Below are 18,780 nucleotides of genomic sequence, written 5' to 3'. Positions count from 1 at the left end.
CGGGTCAACGCCCGAGCCACACGAGCGCGCGCCACGCGCCCCGCTCGAAGATCTCCGGTCGACGCCCGGCGAGGAGCGGCGCATAACGCGCCACGATCTCCGGAACGTCGGTGGACACGAGCCCCGAGAGGATCAACGTCCCGCGGGGAGCCAGGCGAGCCACGATCCGAGGGGCGAGCGCCGTGAGGACGTCGCGGAGGATGTTGGCCACGACGATGTCGAAGGTCCCGTCCGGCCACGTCGCCGAGAAGCTCACGCGCGCTTCCACCGCGCTCCGCCGTGCGTTGTCCGCCGCGATCGCGTTCGCGGCGGCGTCGATGTCGACCCCGATCGCCTCGCCGCCGAGCTTCGCGGCGCCGATCGAGAGGATCCCCGTCCCGCTCCCCACGTCGAAGAGGCGGAAGCCGCTGCGTGGCGCGAACGACGCGAGCGCCTGGAGGCACATCCGCGTGCTCTCGTGCCGGCCGTCGCCGAACGCGTGGCTCGGGCCGAGGACGATGGTGCGCTCGTCGACAACCGCGTCACGCGGATCGGTGATCACGCGAAAGCGAGGCGGCACTTCGATGAGGGTCGAACGGTCGCTCATGCGTCGCCGGAGTCTGCCACCGTGGGGCTCGAACATCACCCGGATCGGAGAGGGCAGGGGGCCGAGCGGCAGGCGGGCGTCGGGCAGCGTGAGGTCGCCGAGCCCGCCGCCCCCCGGAGGCCGCGGTCACGCGGCGGCTACTTCGGATCGAGAAAATCGCACGCGGTGAGGTTGCGCCCGTTGGTCCAGCGGAAGCTGTCCATCCATCCGTCGAGCACGCTGCGCGCATAGGGATCGCCGTACGCCTGAACGAACACGATCGACCCCGTACCGGCGCAGATCGGGACGAGCACGAGCCGGAGCTCCATCGATGTGCCGGCGACCCGCCACGCCCGCTCGACGCCCGCGCCGAGCGCCGTCGTCACCGGGCCGCCGCCGAGCGCCTCGACCCGCATCGAGAGCTCGGCGACATCGCGGACGAACGACGCCTGCACTTCGCCGAAGGTCTTCTCGTTCTCGGCGTCGCTGGTGATGCGCGTGGACACCGACATGCCGCCGCGCACGAGCGCGTCGGGCCGCTCGACCACGAACTCGACGTCGCCGCCCACGTGGCCGAGCATGCCCTGCGGCACGCGGCCGACGACGTCGAGCCAGCCGTTGCGGTACACGTCGCCTTCGAGTCGGCCCGGCGTCGGCTCGGGGAGGCGGACGCGCGGCGGGATCGGGCGATCGGTGAGCGGCGTCGGCTTCGGCTCCGGCCCGGCGAGCGTGAAGAGATGCGGCGCGAGCGCAGCTTGGGCGCCCTCGGGGAGGCCGCGCACGAACGCGACGAGCTTGCCCTGACGGCGGACGGCGATGTTGGCGCCGATCGTGTAGTCGCCTCGCTCGATCCCGAGCGCGTTCTCGTGCCAGCAGGCCGCGCTCTGGCCGAGCGCCGCCTCGAGCTCCTCCGCGTCCTTCTCGGTGTCCCACGCGCTGATCCACGCCGTCGCGAGGCGCCGATCCGGCCCGGCGAACACGCCGAAGCGATCGCCCGCCCAGCCGGCGGCCGCGCGCTCGGCGACCTCCGCGGCGACGCAGCGCTCGAGGAGGATGCGCGTGTCGAGCTCGCCGAGCGTGTCGGCGGCAGACAGCGCGTAGCCCGGCGGCGGCCGGGGATCGGCGAATGGCCGCGGGGGCTCGCCTGCCAGGTACTTCTCGGGGTGCAGCACCTGCTCGGTGCTGCGCGGGAGGCGCGTGTACATCCTGTCGACGAGCGGGAAGCCGCCGGCGCGGTACACGTCGGTGACCAGCAGCATCCCGTCGCGGTACGGGAACTCGAGGCGCTTCTTCGTCAGATCGAGCGCCTTGTCGAGCTTGGTGCTCGCCTCGCCGCGCGTGACGCTCGCGAGCGGGATGCGCCTCGTCACCTCGACGATCCGCCGCAGCGTGCGCCCCACCGGCGCGCCGGCCTCGGCGCCGAGCCATGCCCCCATCGCCACCATGGCGTCGCCCTCGATGAGCGCGAGCTGCGCGATGGCCTCGTCCGAGCTCTTCGGCTCGGGCATGTCGGGGAAATGCTGCGCCTGGAGCGCGTGCTGCACCTCGTGCGCGAGCACGGCGCGCTGCTCGAGCAGGTCGTCTTCGGACGCGAGCGCCACGTCGGGGATGAAGACCTTGTCGGCCACGCGGCTGTAGAAACCGACGACCTGCTCCTTCAGCACCTCGTCGACGGTGGAGAGCCCGCCGCGCTGCCCGGGCTGCGGCAGGAAGTTGAAGCCGAGCAGGAACGCGGCCTCCGAGCTGAGCGACCCCTCCGATGAAGGCTCCTCGTCTCGGCTGCCCAGCAGGCGCTCCACGAAGCGCGCGTGATCGAGCCGCTCGACGGCGACCGGCCTCTGCGGCGACAGCTGCCGCGCGGCGCTCACGGCGCGCACGACCTCCTCGATGGCGCGATCGCCGAGCGTGAACGCCCTCCGTGGCGCCGACGCCGCGGGCTCTCCGGGGCTGCGCGGCGGGCCGGCGGGCGTCGCGCCGTGGCTGCAGCCCGCGGCGAGCCAGAGCGCGAGGAGCCCGTGGCGTCCGCGCCGGCGCATCAGAACTCGCCCAGCCAGTAGCGCGGCTTGACCTGCGCCGCCTTGCCAGCCGGCTTCTCACCGCGCTGCTCGACCGTGACCGACGTGCCCGACGTCGCGACCAGCACGATGCCGCCGACGAGCGCCGCGCCGCCGCCGATGAGCGAGACGAGGCCCGCGGTCATGAAGCTCCCGCCCACGTCGCTCGAGGAGTCGTCGGCCCCCGAGCTCAGGCCGCTCAAGAGCATCAGGGTGCCGCCCGTGACCACGGCGGTGGCGCCCAGCACGTTCAGCCAGGCCCCGGCGGTGCGGCGCCCGTAGCTGCCGGGCTCCACGCGAAGGGTGACGTCGCCCGTCATCTGCGCGAACGTGAACGGATCCGGCGGCGGCACATCCTCCGGCGAGAGCGAGAACCGGCGCCCGTCGCTGCCGTCGATCACCTTGTCGCACGGCGAGGCGCAGACGTGCCGGATCTCCTGGATGGCGAAGCCGTAGCCTCGAACAGCGCCGTAGGTCGTGGCGCCTTCCGTGACCACCCGCACGGGCTGCGGGCTCTCGACATGCAGCCTCACCACGCCGGGCGCGCCGAGCGCAGGCTCGGGGGCCGGGATCGCCTTCGGGGGTGGTGCTGCGCCATAGCCCGGCCCCGCAGGCCCGGGCTGCGGGGCGCTCTTCGGCGCGAACTTCCCGCGCTCCACGTCCGACACCTGGGCCCACGGGACGACGCGCACCTCCTTCGCGCCCAGCTCGATGATCTTCACGCTCTCCCCGGGTTCGGAGGAGACGACGGTGCCCCGGATCGTGCCGCCGTTCTTGAGCGTGACCTCGTCCTCCCCGTCGTCGGCGCGGGCGCTCCCGCCGAGCAGGAGGGAAACAGCGGTCAACGTCGCGAGGATGGGAAAGCGATGGCGCATGAAGGCTCCTGTGGCGTAGGTCACGCAAAGGTCGCCGAATCCATGATTGAACGTCAAGGGCGAAGCCGCGTCATGAATCGTGCTCAACGCGGATGTCGCTCGCGAGCGCCGTCGGCGCGCTGAACCGGCGGGCCGCGATCACCAGCGCGTCCAGCGGGAGATCCGCTGCACGCGTGTATAACCGCTCCCGTCGTCGGAGAGCCCGTACGACGTCGCGTCCGGCGTGCTGACGTGCGGGCCCCAGCCCTCGTCCTCGATCGGATCATCGTCGTCCGCGCCGAGGTTGTAGACGAAGCAGTGCCCGTAGTGCTGCGTGACGCCCGCATAGGCGCCCGCGCAATTGCCGTCGTCCTTGGTGTCTGAGTCGAAATCCGGCGACGACCATCCGGTGGCGAATTGCCACGAAAAGAGGTGATCATCGCCGCCGACGCGTATCGGCGTGAGGAGGTGCATATCCCCGGTGTCGATGCCCTCGGCGGTCGCGCGCATCACCTCGGCGACGGTCCCTGCGATGTCCTCGATCTCGTCGCGGTATTCCCGGCCGGCGATGTACAGCGACGGCTGGTAATGGTTGTCGTCGAGCGACGGCGTCCCCTTGGCGGCGAGCCGATCGGCGTACAGGATCTTCCAGAACGGGAGCGTCGCGCCGTCCGTTGATCCGACGCTGTTGTAGACGAGCGCCCAGCGATCGCCGTCCACCGGCTCACCGCAGTAGACCTCGATCTGCTCCTGTGGGCCGGGCCCGTCGGGATCGAGCGCGTAGACGCCGCTCGGGGCGCTCTCGGGGACGGCGCCGCACCGGTCATAGACGCACCCTGCGCTCGCCTCTTCGGCGCAGTCTTGCCCGCCGGCGCCCCCGCCACCCCCACCTCCACCACCGGCGCCCCCGTCCGCCTCCAGGTGGTAGGGCCTATCGAGCCCGGCGAGGGCCGTACACCCGCACGCCAGAAGGCATGCCGCCGCTCCCACCCACGTCGCGGACCCGCTCGTCATCCTCGCTCCCATGACCTGCTGCCTGCCGCGTCGCACCCGCCGGAGCGGCGTGGCGCTCCTCCTGCGCCGCGCGGACGCTACAGCCTCACCCCGGGCCTGGCAAGCAACCGGTCCGTTCGCGACGCTCCCCGACCGCGCGCACGGGCGCGCCGCTGCCCCGCAGGCATTGAAACGGAAGACGAAGGCGACGTGACGAACGCAACCAACGTGACGAACGCAACCAACGTGACGAGCGTGACGAGCGTGACGAGCGCGACGAACGCAACAACGCGAAGTGAATGAAGAAAATATCCTACAGAAACTTCATAGAAACACGGGCCCATGCATCGTCCTTGGCAAATCATGGGCCCGTGGTTGGCTGAGGCCATCCAGGCAAAGGATCTTTGGAATGAAGAGACGACAATCTTCGCGTGAGGCCCCGAGCGCCGCGCCCCCGGGCCGCCGACGTTTCCTCGGCGGTGCGCTCGCGCTCGGGGGAGCCGCCCTCCTCCCCGCGTGCGAATCGCGGTCCGAAGCGTCGGCGAAGCCCGAGGCGAACGCCGCGCCTCTCGTACCGGACGCCGCCAGGCCGGAGGTGTCCGATCTGCGCTTCGGCATCATCGCGCTGACCGATTGCTCTCCTCTCGTGATCGCCCACGAGAAGGGGTTCTTCAAGAAGTACGGCATCAACGCGACCATCGTGAAGGGCGCGAGCTGGGCGGCGATCCGCGACTCGCTCACGAACGGGGATCTCCAGGCGACGCACATGCTCTTCGGCATGCCGCTCGCCTCGACGATGGGGCTCCTCGGATCGCCGAAGAAGCCCATGGTCATCCCGTGGCTGCTCAACCGCAACGGCCAGGCGATCACGATGAAGAGCGACCTCCGGGGCAAGGTGGCCGGGGATCCCAAGGCGCTCAAGCCGTTCATCGAGGAGGCGAAGGAGAAGGGGGCGCCCATGACCTTCGCGATGACGTTCCCGCCTGGAACGCACGCCATGTGGACCCGCTATTACCTCGGCGCGGGCGGCGTCCACCCGGACAAGGACGTCGCGCTCGTGACCATCCCGCCCGCCCAGATGGTCGCCAACATGAAGGTGGGCAAGATGGACGGCTTCTGCGTCGGCGAGCCGTGGGGCGCCAGGGCGATCTCCGACCAGATCGGCTACACGGCCGTCACAACGCAGGAGCTCTGGAGGGACCACCCCGAGAAGGTGTGCGCGTTCACCGCGGAGTTCGCCGACAAGAACCCGAAGACGGTGAAGGCGGTGATCAAGGCGCTCCACGAGGCGAGCCTCTGGCTGGACAAGCTCGACAACCGCCCCGAGCAGGCGGACATCGTGTCGAGGCCCACGTACATCAACTGTCCGCCGGAGCTCATCCTCGGCCGGCTGCAGGGGCACTACGACTACGGCGACGGGCGCAAGAGAGAGGACAAGGACTACATGATCTTCAGCGAGCGGGGCTGCAACTACCCGCAGCCCAAGTACGCTCTCTGGTGGCTCAGCCAGTTCCGCCGGTGGGGCATGGTCGAGGGGAAGCCGGACTACGAGGGCGTCGTCAAGCAGGTCATGCGCCCCGATCTCTACGAGGAGGCGATGAAGGAGCTCGGGGTCGCCCACGGCGGCCGGAGCGACGCGCCGGAGACGCTGTTCGACGGCATGACGTTCGATCCGAAGGACCCGGAGAAGTACGCGACGTCGTTCCCGGTCCATGCCCTGAAGGGATGAACCCGCATCGCCATCGCCGCGCCGGCGGGAGGCGCGGCGGCGGAAGCGGAAGCGGAAGAGGAGTGTTGCATGAGCGAGGCGAAGGCGATCTCTCCGAGGATTCGAGTCGACCACATGATCCTGCCCCTCTTCGGGGTGGCCTGCGTGATCGGGCTATGGGCCGCCGCGAGCAGCCTGTGGACCCAGACGCTGCCCTCTCCGCTCAAGACATGGGAGGTGAGCAGGCCTTATATCTTCGAGCCGTTCGAGAAGCGGGGAGAGCTCGATCAGGGCATCCTCCGCTTCACCTGGTACTCGCTCCAGCGGGTCGCCAAGGGCTACACGCTGGCGATCCTCCTCGGGACGCCGATCGGGTTCTTCCTTGGCGCGTCGAGGCTGTTCAGGTCGAGCTTCGATCCCATCATCCAGATCCTCCGCCCGGTCTCGCCGCTCGCGTGGCTCCCGCTCGGCCTCGTGCTCTTCCAGAAGCCCGATCCTGCCGGCGTCTTCACCATCGCGATGTGCTCGATGTGGCCGACGGTCCTGAACACCGCGCTCGGGGTGCGATCGATCCCGCAGGACTACATGAACGTCGCCCGGGTGCTCCGGCTGTCGCGCATGAAGACGCTGTTCAAGGTGCAGCTCCCCGCGGCGCTGCCCTACATGTTCACGGGCTTCCGGCTCAGCCTCGGAATCGCCTGGCTGGTCATCGTGGCTGTGGAGATGCTGACCGGCTCGCCCGGGGTCGGCGGTTTCCTCTGGCAGGAGTACAACAGCCTCATCTACGAGCACATCATCCTGTGCATCATCACCATCGGGGTCGTCGGCTTCCTCCTGGACGCCCTGATGAGCCTCGTCGAGCGCCGGCTCAAGCTGGCGGGAGCGTGACGTCCATGCCGCTGGTCGAGCTCTGCAACGTCGGGAAGAGCTATGGCGGCGGGGACACCCGCACCGAGGTGCTCAGGGACATCCACCTGGAGATCGAGAAGGGCGAGTTCGTCGCCGTGGTCGGCTATTCGGGCGCCGGCAAGACGACGCTCATGTCCCTCATCGCCGGGCTCCTCAGGCCGGACACCGGGGAGGTCAAGCTGAACGGGAAGGCGATCGAGGGGCCGGGCCCCGACCGCGGCGTCATCTTCCAGAACTATTCACTCCTGCCCTGGCTCACCGTCTACGAGAACGTCTACCTGGCCGTCGACCAGATCTTCGGCGCGTGGTCCACAGAGAAGAAGCGGGAACATACCGAGCGCTACATCGCCATGGTGAAGCTCACCGAGGCCCGCGAGAAGAAGCCGGCGCAGCTCTCCGGCGGCATGCGCCAGCGGGTCTCGGTGGCGCGGGCGCTCGCCATGGATCCGGAGGTCCTCCTGATGGACGAGCCGTTTGGCGCGCTGGACGCCCTCACGCGCGCGACGCTCCAGGACGAGCTCGCGCGGATCTGGCGCGCCACCCGGAAGACCGTGCTCCTCATCACCAACGACGTCGACGAGGGCATCCTCCTCGCCGACCGGATCCTGCCGCTCAGCAAGGGCCCTCGCGCCACGCTGGGGCCCGGGATCACCGTCGATCTCGAGCGCCCTCGGGATCGCAAGGCCCTCAACCACGACCCGCGCTTCAAGGAGATCCGCGGCGCGGTGATCGGCTACCTGCTCGGCCCGGGCGCCGGGCCCAGGGCGGGCGAGAGCGCGCCCGATGCAGCGCGGAGCGCGGAGGCGGTCGCATGAAGAAGTACCTCGAGATCTGGAATGTCACGAAGACCTTTCCCACGCCGAAGGGCCCCTCGGTCGTCCTCCGGAACTTCGACCTGAACCTGAGGAAGGGAGAGTTCCTGTCCCTCATCGGCCACTCCGGGTGCGGGAAGTCGACCGTGCTGTCGATGGTCGCGGGCCTCTCCGAGATCACGAGCGGCGGTATCGTCCTCGCGGGCAGGCAGATCCAGGGTCCGGGCCCGGACCGCGGGGTCGTGTTCCAGTCGCCCTGCCTCCTTCACTGGATGACGGCGCTCGAGAACGTCCTGCTCGGGGTCGAGCAGGTTCACCGGCAGAAGAGCAAGAAGGATTGCATCGAGATCGCGACGCACTACCTCGAGCTCGTGGGGCTCGAGGAGTCCATGCACAAGAAGCCGCGCGAGCTGTCGTCGGGGATGCAGCAGCGCGTCGGGCTGGCGCGCGCCTTCGCCCTGTCGCCCAAGATGCTCCTCCTCGACGAGCCCTTCGGCATGCTCGACTCGCTCACCCGGTTCGAGCTCCAGGAGGTGCTCATGAACCTGTGGGCGGAGGACCACAAGACCGCGCTGATGGTCACGCACGACGTCGACGAGGCCCTGTTCCTGTCGGACCGCATCGCGATGATGACGAACGGCCCGGGGGCGCGGGTCGGCGAGATCCTGGAGGTCCCGTTCCCGCACCCGCGGGACCGTCAGGAGGTGCTGGAGGACCCGATGTACTACCCCCTCCGAGAGCGGCTGATCACCTTCCTCGAGGGCCAGGCCCACAAGGAGAAGCCCGCCGCGGAGAGCGCCCGAGCGTCCGCCCCGGAAGGCGCCGTGAAGACGGGGCGGTTCTGGAGCGCGCTCTGGAAGGGGACGAGGACATCGGCGTAGAGCGGGGTGCAGATTCGTGGGATACGGGCTCAGCCGCTGGGCAGGCGAGTGAGGCGTACGAAAGTACGCCGCAGCGAGCCGAACGACGCGGAGCACGGTTTCTTCTCGAGGCCTGCACAGCGTCGCTCCCTCGTGGAAGGGCTCTTTGCGACGAACCTCACCAAAGCGCGGATTGCTGTCTAGCTGACCGTTCGGGGCAGAGCTCATCACGGCCAGGCGAGCGCGAGCTCTGCCCTGCGCGCGCCTGCGCGCGCCTGTGCGCGCAGGGCTCACGAGGCTCACCACCTGCGACAAAAATGGAGGGAGAGGCGCACGCCCTGAAACAAAAGCCATACGGACAAGCTGGAGTTGCGCGAATGTATCTCTCCTCCGACTGCGTCGGTTGCGGCAAGCGATCAAGCGAGGAAAGTGTATGCGCGTATCTCGAATCTTCGCGGCTGTCGGCATCGTATGGCTCTCCGGCGCCTGCGGCTCGTCCGAAGGCACGGGCTCGGGAGGCGAAGGTGGCGTCGCCAACACGTCAGGGCCCTCCAGCAGCGCAGCCGAGGGCAGCTCCTCCGCCAGCGGCTCCGGAGGGGCCAACGCTGGCGGCGGCGGGATGAGCGGAACGGGCGGCGCCGGCGCGGCGGGCGGCTCTGGAGAAGGCGGCGCGGGCACAGGCGTCGGTGGTGCGGGCGCCGGCGGTGCGGGCGGCGCGGGCGGTGCGCTCGCCAGCGGCGCGGGCGCCGGCGGCACGGATGGCGTCGGCGGCGCGGGCGGTCCTGACACGGGGGTCGAGGTGCCGACCTGCGAGCCCTACGGGGCCACGTGCGCGCGCTCCGGAGATTGCTGTTCCGGCATCTGCGACAGCGCGACGAGCACCTGCGCCTCGCCGCTCAGCGTCTGCCTCGGGACCGGCGCCGCTTGCGAGGAATCCTCGGAGTGCTGTACCCTCAACTGCGCTTCGGGCAGGTGCAGCGCGACCGCCTGCCTCCCCGATGGATCCGACTGCACGGCAGGCGGCGCCGCGTGCTGCAGCGGCATGTGCGTCGGCGGGACGTGCAGCGACGTCAACGGCGCCACCGCATGCCAGACGGGCGGCAACCCGTGCACCGAGGACAGCCAGTGTTGCTCCAAGCTCTGCGGGCGAGACAACCGCTGTGTCCTCTACTCCTCGTTCTGCGTGCAGCGCAACGACGTCTGCAAGGGCGACAGCGACTGCTGTACCGGCGTGTGCGTGAAGCGGAACACAGCCGACCCCGCGGGCTACTGCGGCGCGGAGCCGTCGACGGCGAGCCGCTGCAGCAGCGGCGGCATCGACGGCGCGGTCTGCGACAGCTGCGGCTTCTGCTGCAGCCGCGTCTGCGCGCCGTACGGCCCCACCGGGATCGCTGTCTGCCAGCCGCCGAGCGGCTGCCGCGTGAACGGCGCCCTGTGCCGGCGCAACGAGGACTGCTGCGGCGGCGATCCCACGGCCGATCTGCCGGGCGCGGGCAACGTCGTCTGCGACAAGTCGGGGGATCCGGACGGGGAGATCGGCCGCTGCCGCAACCCGAACGGCTGCACGCCCCAGGGCGGCGTCTGTCACTTCAAGGACAGCTATTGCTCGGATACGTCCACCAGCGCTCCCAACAACTGCTGCAGCTACCTGGGCCACGCCAGCAACTGCCGCCTCGACGCCCTCGGCGTGCCTCGGTGCAACGCGCTCACGGCCTGCCGCCAGGCAGGCGAGGACTGCGCCTCCGCCGACGACTGCTGCGACGGCGCTCCCTGCGTACGGAATAGCGAAACTGGCAAGCTCCAGTGTTACGACACGCCCGGAGGGACGACGCCCCGCTGTGTCACGGCGGGCGGACCCTGCACGAACAACGGCGACTGCTGCGTCGGAACGACGTGCGAGTACGAGCCGGGCTCCCTTTCAGGCACGTGCACGACGGACTCCCCGTCAGGCGCGACCGGGAGCTCGGGCGCGACCGGGAGCTCGAGCGCGACCGGCGGAGCCGGCGGCGCCGGCGGCGGCGGTGGCTCGGACGGGGCGGGCGGCACCCCGCCGCGATGCGCCGAGTACGGGCAGCTCTGCGGCGCGACGTCCGACTGCTGCAACGCCGGAACCGTGCAGTGTTACAACGGCATCTGCCGCATTCCTCCGGGCTGACGCCGCGTGCGGGCGCGTTGACTCGCGTCGATTCACTCGTGTCGAGGAGAATGGATATGACCGGCAAGAACCGCGGGATCTACGCCCGCTCCTTGTTCCTGACATCGCTCTGGTGCCTGGGCTGGGCGCTCGCGTCGGGATGTTCGGTATCGGATGGCGGAACGGGTGGGGGCGGCGGCGGCTCCGGAAACGGCGGCTCCGGCGGTACGGACTCCGGGGGAACGGGCGGGGAGCCCTCCCTCGGAGGCGGCTTCATCGCGTCCGGGCCGGGCGCCAGCTCGGGCGGGGGGGAGGGCGGCGGCGACTGCGGCGGCCAGCAGGTCGAAGCTCAGCCGCGGCAGGCTCACCTCGTGATCGTGCTCGATCGCTCCGACAGCATGACCAAAGCGTGGGAAGCGAGCGACCGCTGGACGATGATGAAGGGCGCCCTCGGCACCGCGCTCGACGTGATCCAGGACAGGATGTCCGTCGGGCTTCAGCTCTTTCCCTCCGACGACCACTGCGGCATGGAGGCGGGCGAGGACCTGAGCGTGGCCGTGGCGCCGGGCGAGACATCGGTCCCCGCCATCAAGACCCTCCTGGATGCCACCGACCCCGGCGGCGCGACGCCGACCGCGGACGCCCTCGCGCGCGCCCTCGGGTACCTCACCGTGGGAGCCGGCGGCGCCCTCGAAGGTGACAAGTACGTCCTCCTGGCGACCGACGGCGGTCCCAACTGCAACCAGGATCCGGCCATGACCTGCGAGGCCGCGACCTGCACCACGAACATGGATGGGGACTGCCCTTCGGGCGTGCCGAACTGCTGCGTCGCGGGCCTGACGGACGTGTGCCTGGACGACGCGCGCACGGTGCAGCGGGTGAAGGAGCTGCGCGCGGCCGGTATCAAGACCTTCGTCGTCGGCATCCCCGGCGCGACGGCCTATGCCGCCGTGCTGGACCAGCTCGCCGTCGAGGGCGACACGGCCACGTCGGAGACCTCGCCCCGTTATTTCGAGGTGGTGGACGCGGCGAGCCTCGGCGACACGCTGACCAGCATCACGAGGGATCTCGTGAGGACCTGCGAGCTCTCGCTGGAGGCCGAGCCGCCGGACCGCGCGAAGGTGAACGTCTTCATCGACGACGAGGTGCTGCCGAGGCCGGGCGACGACGGCTGGGATTACGACGATTCGACCACCCCGCCCACCCTCGTGATCAAGGGCGCCACGTGCGAGCACGTGAAGTCCATGGGAGCGGAGAGCGTCCGTGTCGAGTTCGGCTGTCCCACCGTCGAGGTGCCGCAGTGACCTGCGCCCGTGACGCGCCCTCCCGGCGCGCCGCGTGATCGATCCCCCGTCCAGCCCTCCGAGGGCCAGCCCACATCGCATGGAGCGCCGCGCCAGCGCCGCACTGCCGCGCTCGGCGACGGGGCGCGAACGCCAGACTCCGTCCAAGTTGGATATCTAGCGCACAAATGCTGAAAAATATCACCGTGGACGAATCAATGTTCCGATTTCGGTGGTGACTCGGGGGCAGCGATCTAGACATAATCCGCCCATGGTGCGCTTGTGCGAGAACACCGTCCGTCCTGCCTGCTCGATGCGAGCAGCAGCGCCGGCGGGCCCGCCCGGCGCCCCGGCGAGGTGAGATGCTCTCCGCGACGTGTTTCGTGAGCCAGCCGATCTATGTCGACTCGAGCATCGAGGTGTTCGAAGGGACCTGGGGTGACGAGCGCAAGCCTGCTGTCTTCAAGGTCCTGAAGAGCGAGTTCCCGAGCGCGCGTGAGCTCGCGGCGCTCCGGCACGAGTACAACGTGCTCTGCGCGCTCGACGTCGAGGGCGTCGTCAAGGCCTACGGGCTCGAGAAGCACAGGAACGGCCTCGCGCTCGTGCTCGAGAGGCCGAGCAGGACGACGCTCCACGACCTCCTGCGCGCCGGCCGGCTGGAGCTCAAGGCGGCGTTGACGATCGCCCGCTCTGCGGCCCGGGTCCTCGACGAGTTCCACCGCCGCAAGGTGATTCACAAGGACATCAAGCCGCACAACCTCCTCGTCGACCCGGACACGCTCGAGGTCCACTTCGTCGGCTTCGGCATCGCGACGCTCCTCCCGCACGAGACGCAGCAGGCGATAAGCCCCGAGGCGCTCGAGGGGACGCTCGCGTACATGTCGCCGGAGCAGACCGGCCGGATGAACCGCGTGATCGACCGCCGCACCGACCTCTACTCGTTCGGCGTGACCCTCTATCAGATGCTCACCGGCGTCCTGCCGTTCACCGGCAGCGACCCGCTGGATCTCATCCATGGCCACATCGCGCGGACGCCGGTGCCGCCGCCCGAGCAGGTCCCGGGCGTGCCCGACGCGGTGTCCCGGATCGTGATGAAGCTCCTCGAGAAGAACGCGGAGGACCGGTACCAGAGCGCCTTCGGGCTCTTCGCCGACCTCGACGCGTGCCTCCGCCAGCTCTCGACGTCCGGCGCCGTGGCGCCCTTCGCGCTCGGCCTGCGCGACATCCCGGATACGCTGCGCATCCCGCAGAAGCTCTACGGCCGCGCCGAGGAGGAGCGCGCGCTGCTCGCCGCCTTCGAGCGCGCCGCCGGCGGGGAGGGCGAGCTCCTGCTCGTGTCGGGGTACGCGGGCATGGGCAAGTCGGCCCTTGTGAACGAGATGCACAGGGCCATCGCCCAGCGAGGCGGCTACTTCACCGCGGGCAAGTTCGAGCAGCTGAACCGCGGGGCGCCGTACGCCTCGCTCGCGCGCGCCTTCCGGGAGCTCCTCCGGCACATCCTCACCGAGCGACCGGAGCAGCTCGCGCGCTGGAGCACGGCGCTCGGCCGCGCGCTCGGGAGCAGCGGCCAGCTCCTCGTCGACCTCATCCCGGAGCTCGAGTGGATCGTCGGCCAGCAGCCCCCGGTCCAGCAGCTCCCGCCGGCGGAGGCGCAGGGCCGCTTTCACGCGATCTTCAAGGCGTTCGTCCGCGTCTTCGCGACCGCCGAGCACCCCCTCGTCCTCTTCCTGGACGATCTGCAATGGGCCGATCCGGCCTCGCTCAAGCTGCTCCAGGTCCTGGCCGCCGATCCGGAGCGCGGCCACCTGCTCCTCCTCGGCGCCTTCCGCGACAACGAGGTCTACGCGGCTCACCCGCTCCGCGTCGCGCTCGGCGAGATCGAGAAGGCAGGCGCGCCGCTCCGTGAGCTCAAGCTGAGCCCGCTCGCCCTCGCCGACGTGATCGCGCTGCTCTCGGACGCGCTCTCCGCGGCCCGCGCCGACGTCGAGCCGCTCGCCCGCGTCGTGTTCGATCGGACCCAGAGCAACCCGTTCTTCGTGCGGCAGTTCCTGGGCTCGCTCCACACGGAGGGCCTGCTCCGCTTCGAGAAGGGCGCCTGGACATGGGAGCTCGACGGCATCCGGCGGCGCACGGTCACCGACAACGTCGTCGACTTCATGGCGCGCAAGATCGGGGAGCTCGAGCCCGAGCTCGTGCGCGTCCTCCGCCTCGCGGCCTGCATCGGGCACGAGTTCGACCTGCGCACGCTCGCGGTCATCAGCGAGCGGCCTGCGCACGAGACCGTGGCCGCGCTGTGGAAGATCCTGCAAGAGGGCCTGATCGCGCCCGTGGACACCGACTACCGCCTCGCGCACGCGACCGACGACGAGGCGCAGACCGGCGTCGACTGGCGCGTCAACTACCGCTTCCTGCACGATCGCGTCCAGCAGGCGGCGTACTCGCTCATCAGCGAGGATCACAAGCGGGAGGTCCACCTCCGCATCGGGCGGCTCATGCTCGCCAGCTGCGAGGGCGCGGCTCGGGACGAGGCGCTCTTCGACATCGTCAACCACTTCAACATCGCGGCGCCCATCGTGAGCTCGCCCGCGGAGCAGGCCACGGCCGCCGAGCTCAACCTCGCCGCCGGCAGGAGGGCCAAGGCCGCCACCGCCTACGAGGCGGCGGCCGGCTATCTCCGCGCGGGCATGGGGTTTCTGCCCCACGGCGGCTTCGACGACCATCACGAGCTCGCCCTCGCGCTCCACAGGGAGCGCGCCGAGGTCGAGTCGCTGTGCGGCGCCTTCGAGGAGGCCGAGCGGCTCTGCGCCGCGGCGCTCGCGCGCGCCCGGACGGCCATGGACAAGGTCTCCGTCCTCCTCGTGCAGGCGAACCAGTACCTGCTCCAGTGGCGCAATCACGAGGCGACCCTCGTCCAGAAGGCCGGCCTCCGGCTCCTCGGCTGTCCGATCCCCGAGGCCCGGGAGGAGGTCGCCGCGCTCCTCGAGCGGGAGCTCGAGGCGGTGCCCGTCCTCCTCGGCGCGCGCAGCATCGAGGAGCTCGCCCACGCCCCGAGGACGACGAACCCCGAGCACCCCGTGACGCTCGAGCTGCTCGTGAACCTGTTCTTCGGGGCCTACAACTCGAGCGACCAGACGCTCGCGAACCTCGCCATCGTGAAGATGGTGACGCTCTCGCTGCAGCACGGAAACAGCGATATGTCCGCGTTCGGATACGTCGCGTACGGCATGGTGGTCGGCCCGCTGCTCGGCGAGTACGAGACGGCCTATCGGTTCGGCAAGATGGCCGTCGAGCTCGCAGACCAGCTCGACAACCTCGTGCTCCGGGCGAAGACCTACCACATCTTCTCCGCGGACGTGCACAGCTGGACGCAGCCGCTGCGGAGGGCAGATCCCTATTACGACCGGGTCTACGACCTCGGGCTCCAGGCCGGCGACTGGACGGCCATGGGGTACATGATCAGCCAGAGCGGCTCGGACCGGCTCACCTACGGGATGAACCTCGCGGAGCTCTCGCAGCTCACCGAGACGCACCTCGCGTTCCTGCGGCGCGCCCGCAGCCATGACATCATCGATATCCTCCTCGCGGGCGTGATCCAGCCCCTCCGGTGCCTGCAAGGGCTGACGAGGGGCCGGCTCAGCTTCGACGACGACGGGTTCGACGAGGCGGCCTACGCGGCGAAGCATGGCGGCTCGCCCTACCACATGGGGTGGCTGTACTACGCCAAGATCCGGAATGCCTACCTGTTCGGCGACAGGGCGAGCTTTGCCGATCTGATGCCGAAGCTCGCCGTGATCGAGGGCGCCTTGCCGACGCACGCCAAGGTGCCCGAGGCGACGTTCTACGCGGGCCTCATGCGGATCGCCGCGTGGGAGAGCGCCGAGGGCGCGGAGCGGCGGGAGCACGAGGAGCACCTGCTGCGGCTCCTCGGGCGGATGAAGCGCTGGGCCGACGCCGGGCCGGACAACGTGCTCCACAAGCACCTGCTGCTGCTCGCCGAGCAGGCCCGCGTCGAGGGGCGGAGGGCCGAGGCGATGGACCTCTACGAGCGGGGCATCGAGGCCGCGCGGCAGGCCGACTACATCAACAACCAGGCGCTCGGCAACGAGCTTTATGGCAGGTTCTGGCTCGCCCAGGGCAGGGTCGAGTTCGCGCACATCTTCCTGCGAAGGGCGGTTTACCTGTACGAGCGCTGGGGGGCGACCGAGAAGGCCAAGGCGCTGCGCGAGGAGCTCGCGCCGGCCGACCCCTCGGCCCTGGGCCAGCCTCTGCCGCTCTCGCCGACCGGCACCGCGCTCCAGGGCCTCGTCGCGGGGGAGAGCTTCGATCTCGCCACGGTCCTCAGCACCGCGCAGGCCATCTCGAGCGCGATCGTGCTCGACAAGGTGATCGAGCAGGTCTTGCGCAGCGTGATCAAGAGCGCCGGGGCGAGCCGGGGGTTCCTCATCCTCGCGCGCGGCGAGGTGCTGACGGTCGAGGCGATGATCGCGGTCGGCCCCGATACGGTGAGCCTTGGCCTCTCGATGCCCCTGGAGGCGCGGCTCGATCTGGCCCGCTCGGTCGTGCATTACGTGACGCGCTCGCGCGAGGCGCTCGTGATCGGCCGCGCGGAGGACGACCCGCGCCTCGCCGGCGATCCGCACGTGAGCGCGCGCCGGCCGAAATCGATTTTGGGCTTGCCGCTCCTGCACCAGGGCCGGCTGAGCGGGGTCCTGTACCTGGAGAACCACCTCGCGGAGCACGCGTTCACCGCCGATCGCATCGAGCTCTTGCGGCTCCTGTCCTCGCAGGCGGCCGTGGCGGTCGAGAACGCGCTGCTCTACGCGGACCTCACGGCCGTGAGCGCCGAGCTCCGGGAGGCCAACGAGCGGCTGGAGCAGGAGGTGAAGGAGCGGACGGAGGAGCTCTCTCTGGCCAACGTGCGCCTCTCCGCGCAGAGCGCCGAGCTACGGGACGCCAACCTGCGCCTGTTGCACGAGCTCGGCGAGCGCGAGCGCGCCGAGGCGGCCCGGGCCGAGCTCCAAGAGGAGGTGATCCGGTTCCAGCGGGCGAAGATCTCCGAGCTGTCGACCCCGCTCGTACCGATCACGAGCGACGTCATGGTCATGCCGCTCATCGGCACGCTGGACGAGGAGCGCGCGCACGACGTGCTCACGACCTTGCTCGACGGCGCGACGAGGAGCGGCACCCGCACCGTCATCATCGACGTCACGGGGATCAAGGGGGTCGATCAACGCGTCGCGAACGCCCTGCTCAACGCCGCGAACGCCCTCCGGCTGCTCGGGGTCCAGGCGGTGCTGACGGGCATCCGCGGCGAGGTCGCGCAGGCGCTCCTCCGGCTCGACATCGACATGTCGCGCATCGTGATCCGCGGGACGCTGCAGAGCGGGATCGCCTACGCCGTCGGCCGATCGGGCGGCATGAGCGCGCCGAGCACGCGGCGCTAGGGGCGCGGCAGGCGCGGTAGGAATGTCCGCGTCGAATCGTGTAGACACGTCTGGAGCGGATCGCGCATCATGAGCTGGCCAGTTGGCTGGGGGTGCCTGCTCCGTCGTGCGCCGTGCGTCGGCACGAGGCGCCCAGATCCGCCGCGCGAGGCGGCTCTTGTCGGGTGGAGGGGAGAGCGCATGTCGAACAGAATCGGTCGGTTCATCGTCGGGGTCTGCGTGGCGGCGGGGCTCGCGGCCCTGGGCTGCGACAACGGCGGCGCGCCGGCGGCGGACGCGTCGGCGGCTGGGGGCAAGCCGAAGCTCGCCTACATCACGAACGGCGTCGCCCCCTTCTGGACCATCGCCGAGAAGGGCGTCATCGACGGCGCGAAGGAGTACGACGCCGAGGTGAGCGTCGTGATGCCGAGCGACGTGAACGACCAGATGCATCGGGTCGAGGATCTCCTGATCCGCGGCGTCGACGGCATCGCGATCAGCCCGATCGACGCGGAGAACCAGGTCCCGCTGCTCAACAAGGCGGCCGCGAAGACAAAGCTCATCACGCAGGACTCGGATGCTCCGAAGAGCGAGCGCATCGTGTACATCGGCATCGACAACTACGTCGCTGGCCGGATGGCGGGGCAGCTCGTGAAGGAGGCGATCCCCGCCGGCGGCAAGGTGGCCATCCTGGTCGGGCGGCTCGAGGGGGACAACGCCCGCAAGCGCCGCCAAGGAGTGCTCGACGAGCTGCTCGATCGCCCGGACAGCAGCGCCGGGAGCGACCCGCTCAACCAGGAGATCAAGGGGGCGAAATACACAATCGTCGCGACCCTGACCGACCAGATCGACGCCGCCAAGGCGAAGAGCAACGCCGAAGACATGATGTCGGCGCACCCGGACCTCGTGGGCCTGATCGGCCTGAACGCGTACCACACGCCGGCCCTGCTCGAGGCGGTCAAGCAGGCGGGGAAGATGAGCTCGATCAAGGTCGTCGGCTTCGACGAGCAGGACGCGACGCTGCGCGCGATCCAGGACGGCGAGGTGGTCGGCACCGTGGTGCAGAATCCGTACATGTATGGCAAGGAGTCGGTGCGCGTGCTCGCGGCGCTCGTGCGAGGGGATAACTCCGTTGTGCCTCAGGACAAGTTCATCTCCCTGCCGGCCCGTCAGATCCGCAAGAGC

At 70.0% G+C, this 18,780-nt stretch carries 12 protein-coding genes; 8 read left to right on the top strand and 4 right to left on the bottom strand.

What is annotated here, in order from left to right:
* Positions 1-4: 4 nt before the first annotated feature.
* From POL72_RS00060 to POL72_RS00045, 4 genes are all read right to left on the bottom strand, one after another.
* Positions 5-586 (bottom strand): 50S ribosomal protein L11 methyltransferase, encoded by a 582-nt coding sequence (locus POL72_RS00060; protein ID WP_272092820.1) that lies wholly within the window; start codon positions 584-586, stop codon positions 5-7.
* Between the two features lie 137 nt (positions 587-723).
* The gene (locus POL72_RS00055; RefSeq protein ID WP_272092819.1) at positions 724-2,601 is read right to left on the bottom strand and encodes a hypothetical protein; all 1,878 of its coding nucleotides are present in this window, start codon (positions 2,599-2,601) and stop codon (positions 724-726) included.
* Positions 2,601-3,494: a hypothetical protein gene (locus POL72_RS00050; RefSeq protein ID WP_272092818.1), complete on the bottom strand. Its 894-nt coding sequence runs from the start codon at positions 3,492-3,494 to the stop codon at positions 2,601-2,603. The genes POL72_RS00055 and POL72_RS00050 overlap by 1 nt, the downstream gene beginning before the upstream one ends.
* Before the next feature lie 138 nt (positions 3,495-3,632).
* Entirely contained in the window at positions 3,633-4,487 is an 855-nt protein-coding gene (locus POL72_RS00045; RefSeq protein ID WP_272092817.1) for a hypothetical protein, read from the bottom strand.
* A 388-nt stretch (positions 4,488-4,875) separates the two neighbouring features.
* Here POL72_RS00045 and POL72_RS00040 point away from each other — a divergent pair, with 388 nt between their 5' ends.
* The 8 genes from POL72_RS00040 to POL72_RS00005 form a co-directional block, all read left to right on the top strand.
* Positions 4,876-6,195 carry a CmpA/NrtA family ABC transporter substrate-binding protein gene (locus POL72_RS00040; protein ID WP_272092816.1) on the top strand — a complete coding sequence of 440 codons (1,320 nt, stop codon included), beginning with the start codon at positions 4,876-4,878 and terminating at the stop codon, positions 6,193-6,195.
* A gap of 69 nt (positions 6,196-6,264) precedes the next feature.
* Entirely contained in the window at positions 6,265-7,062 is a 798-nt protein-coding gene (gene ntrB, locus POL72_RS00035; protein WP_272092815.1) for a nitrate ABC transporter permease, read from the top strand.
* A 5-nt stretch (positions 7,063-7,067) separates the two neighbouring features.
* Positions 7,068-7,898, top strand: coding sequence for an ABC transporter ATP-binding protein (locus POL72_RS00030; RefSeq protein ID WP_272095890.1), 831 nt, complete (start codon positions 7,068-7,070; stop codon positions 7,896-7,898).
* Positions 7,895-8,776: an ABC transporter ATP-binding protein gene (locus POL72_RS00025; protein ID WP_272092814.1), complete on the top strand. Its 882-nt coding sequence runs from the start codon at positions 7,895-7,897 to the stop codon at positions 8,774-8,776. Before POL72_RS00030 ends, POL72_RS00025 begins: the two co-directional genes overlap by 4 nt.
* Positions 8,777-9,188: 412 nt before the next feature.
* Positions 9,189-10,910, top strand: a complete 1,722-nt coding sequence (locus tag POL72_RS00020) for a hypothetical protein (RefSeq protein ID WP_272092813.1) — start codon at positions 9,189-9,191, stop codon at positions 10,908-10,910.
* Positions 10,911-10,966: 56 nt separating this feature from the next.
* A complete protein-coding gene (locus tag POL72_RS00015; RefSeq protein WP_272092812.1) occupies positions 10,967-12,193 on the top strand; it encodes a vWA domain-containing protein in 1,227 nt (408 codons plus the stop codon).
* A gap of 362 nt (positions 12,194-12,555) precedes the next feature.
* Positions 12,556-17,616, top strand: a complete 5,061-nt coding sequence (locus POL72_RS00010) for an AAA family ATPase (RefSeq protein ID WP_272092811.1) — start codon at positions 12,556-12,558, stop codon at positions 17,614-17,616.
* Positions 17,617-17,796: 180 nt separating this feature from the next.
* Positions 17,797-18,780, top strand: a 984-nt coding sequence (locus POL72_RS00005) for a sugar-binding protein (RefSeq protein ID WP_272092810.1), incomplete at its 3' end; no start/stop codon positions are given.

Origin of the sequence: Sorangium aterium, from assembly GCF_028368935.1 — a bacterium.
In the GTDB taxonomy this organism is placed as follows: domain Bacteria; phylum Myxococcota_A; class Polyangia; order Polyangiales; family Polyangiaceae; genus Sorangium; species Sorangium atrum.
This window is presented reverse-complemented; position numbering and strand designations above follow the sequence as displayed.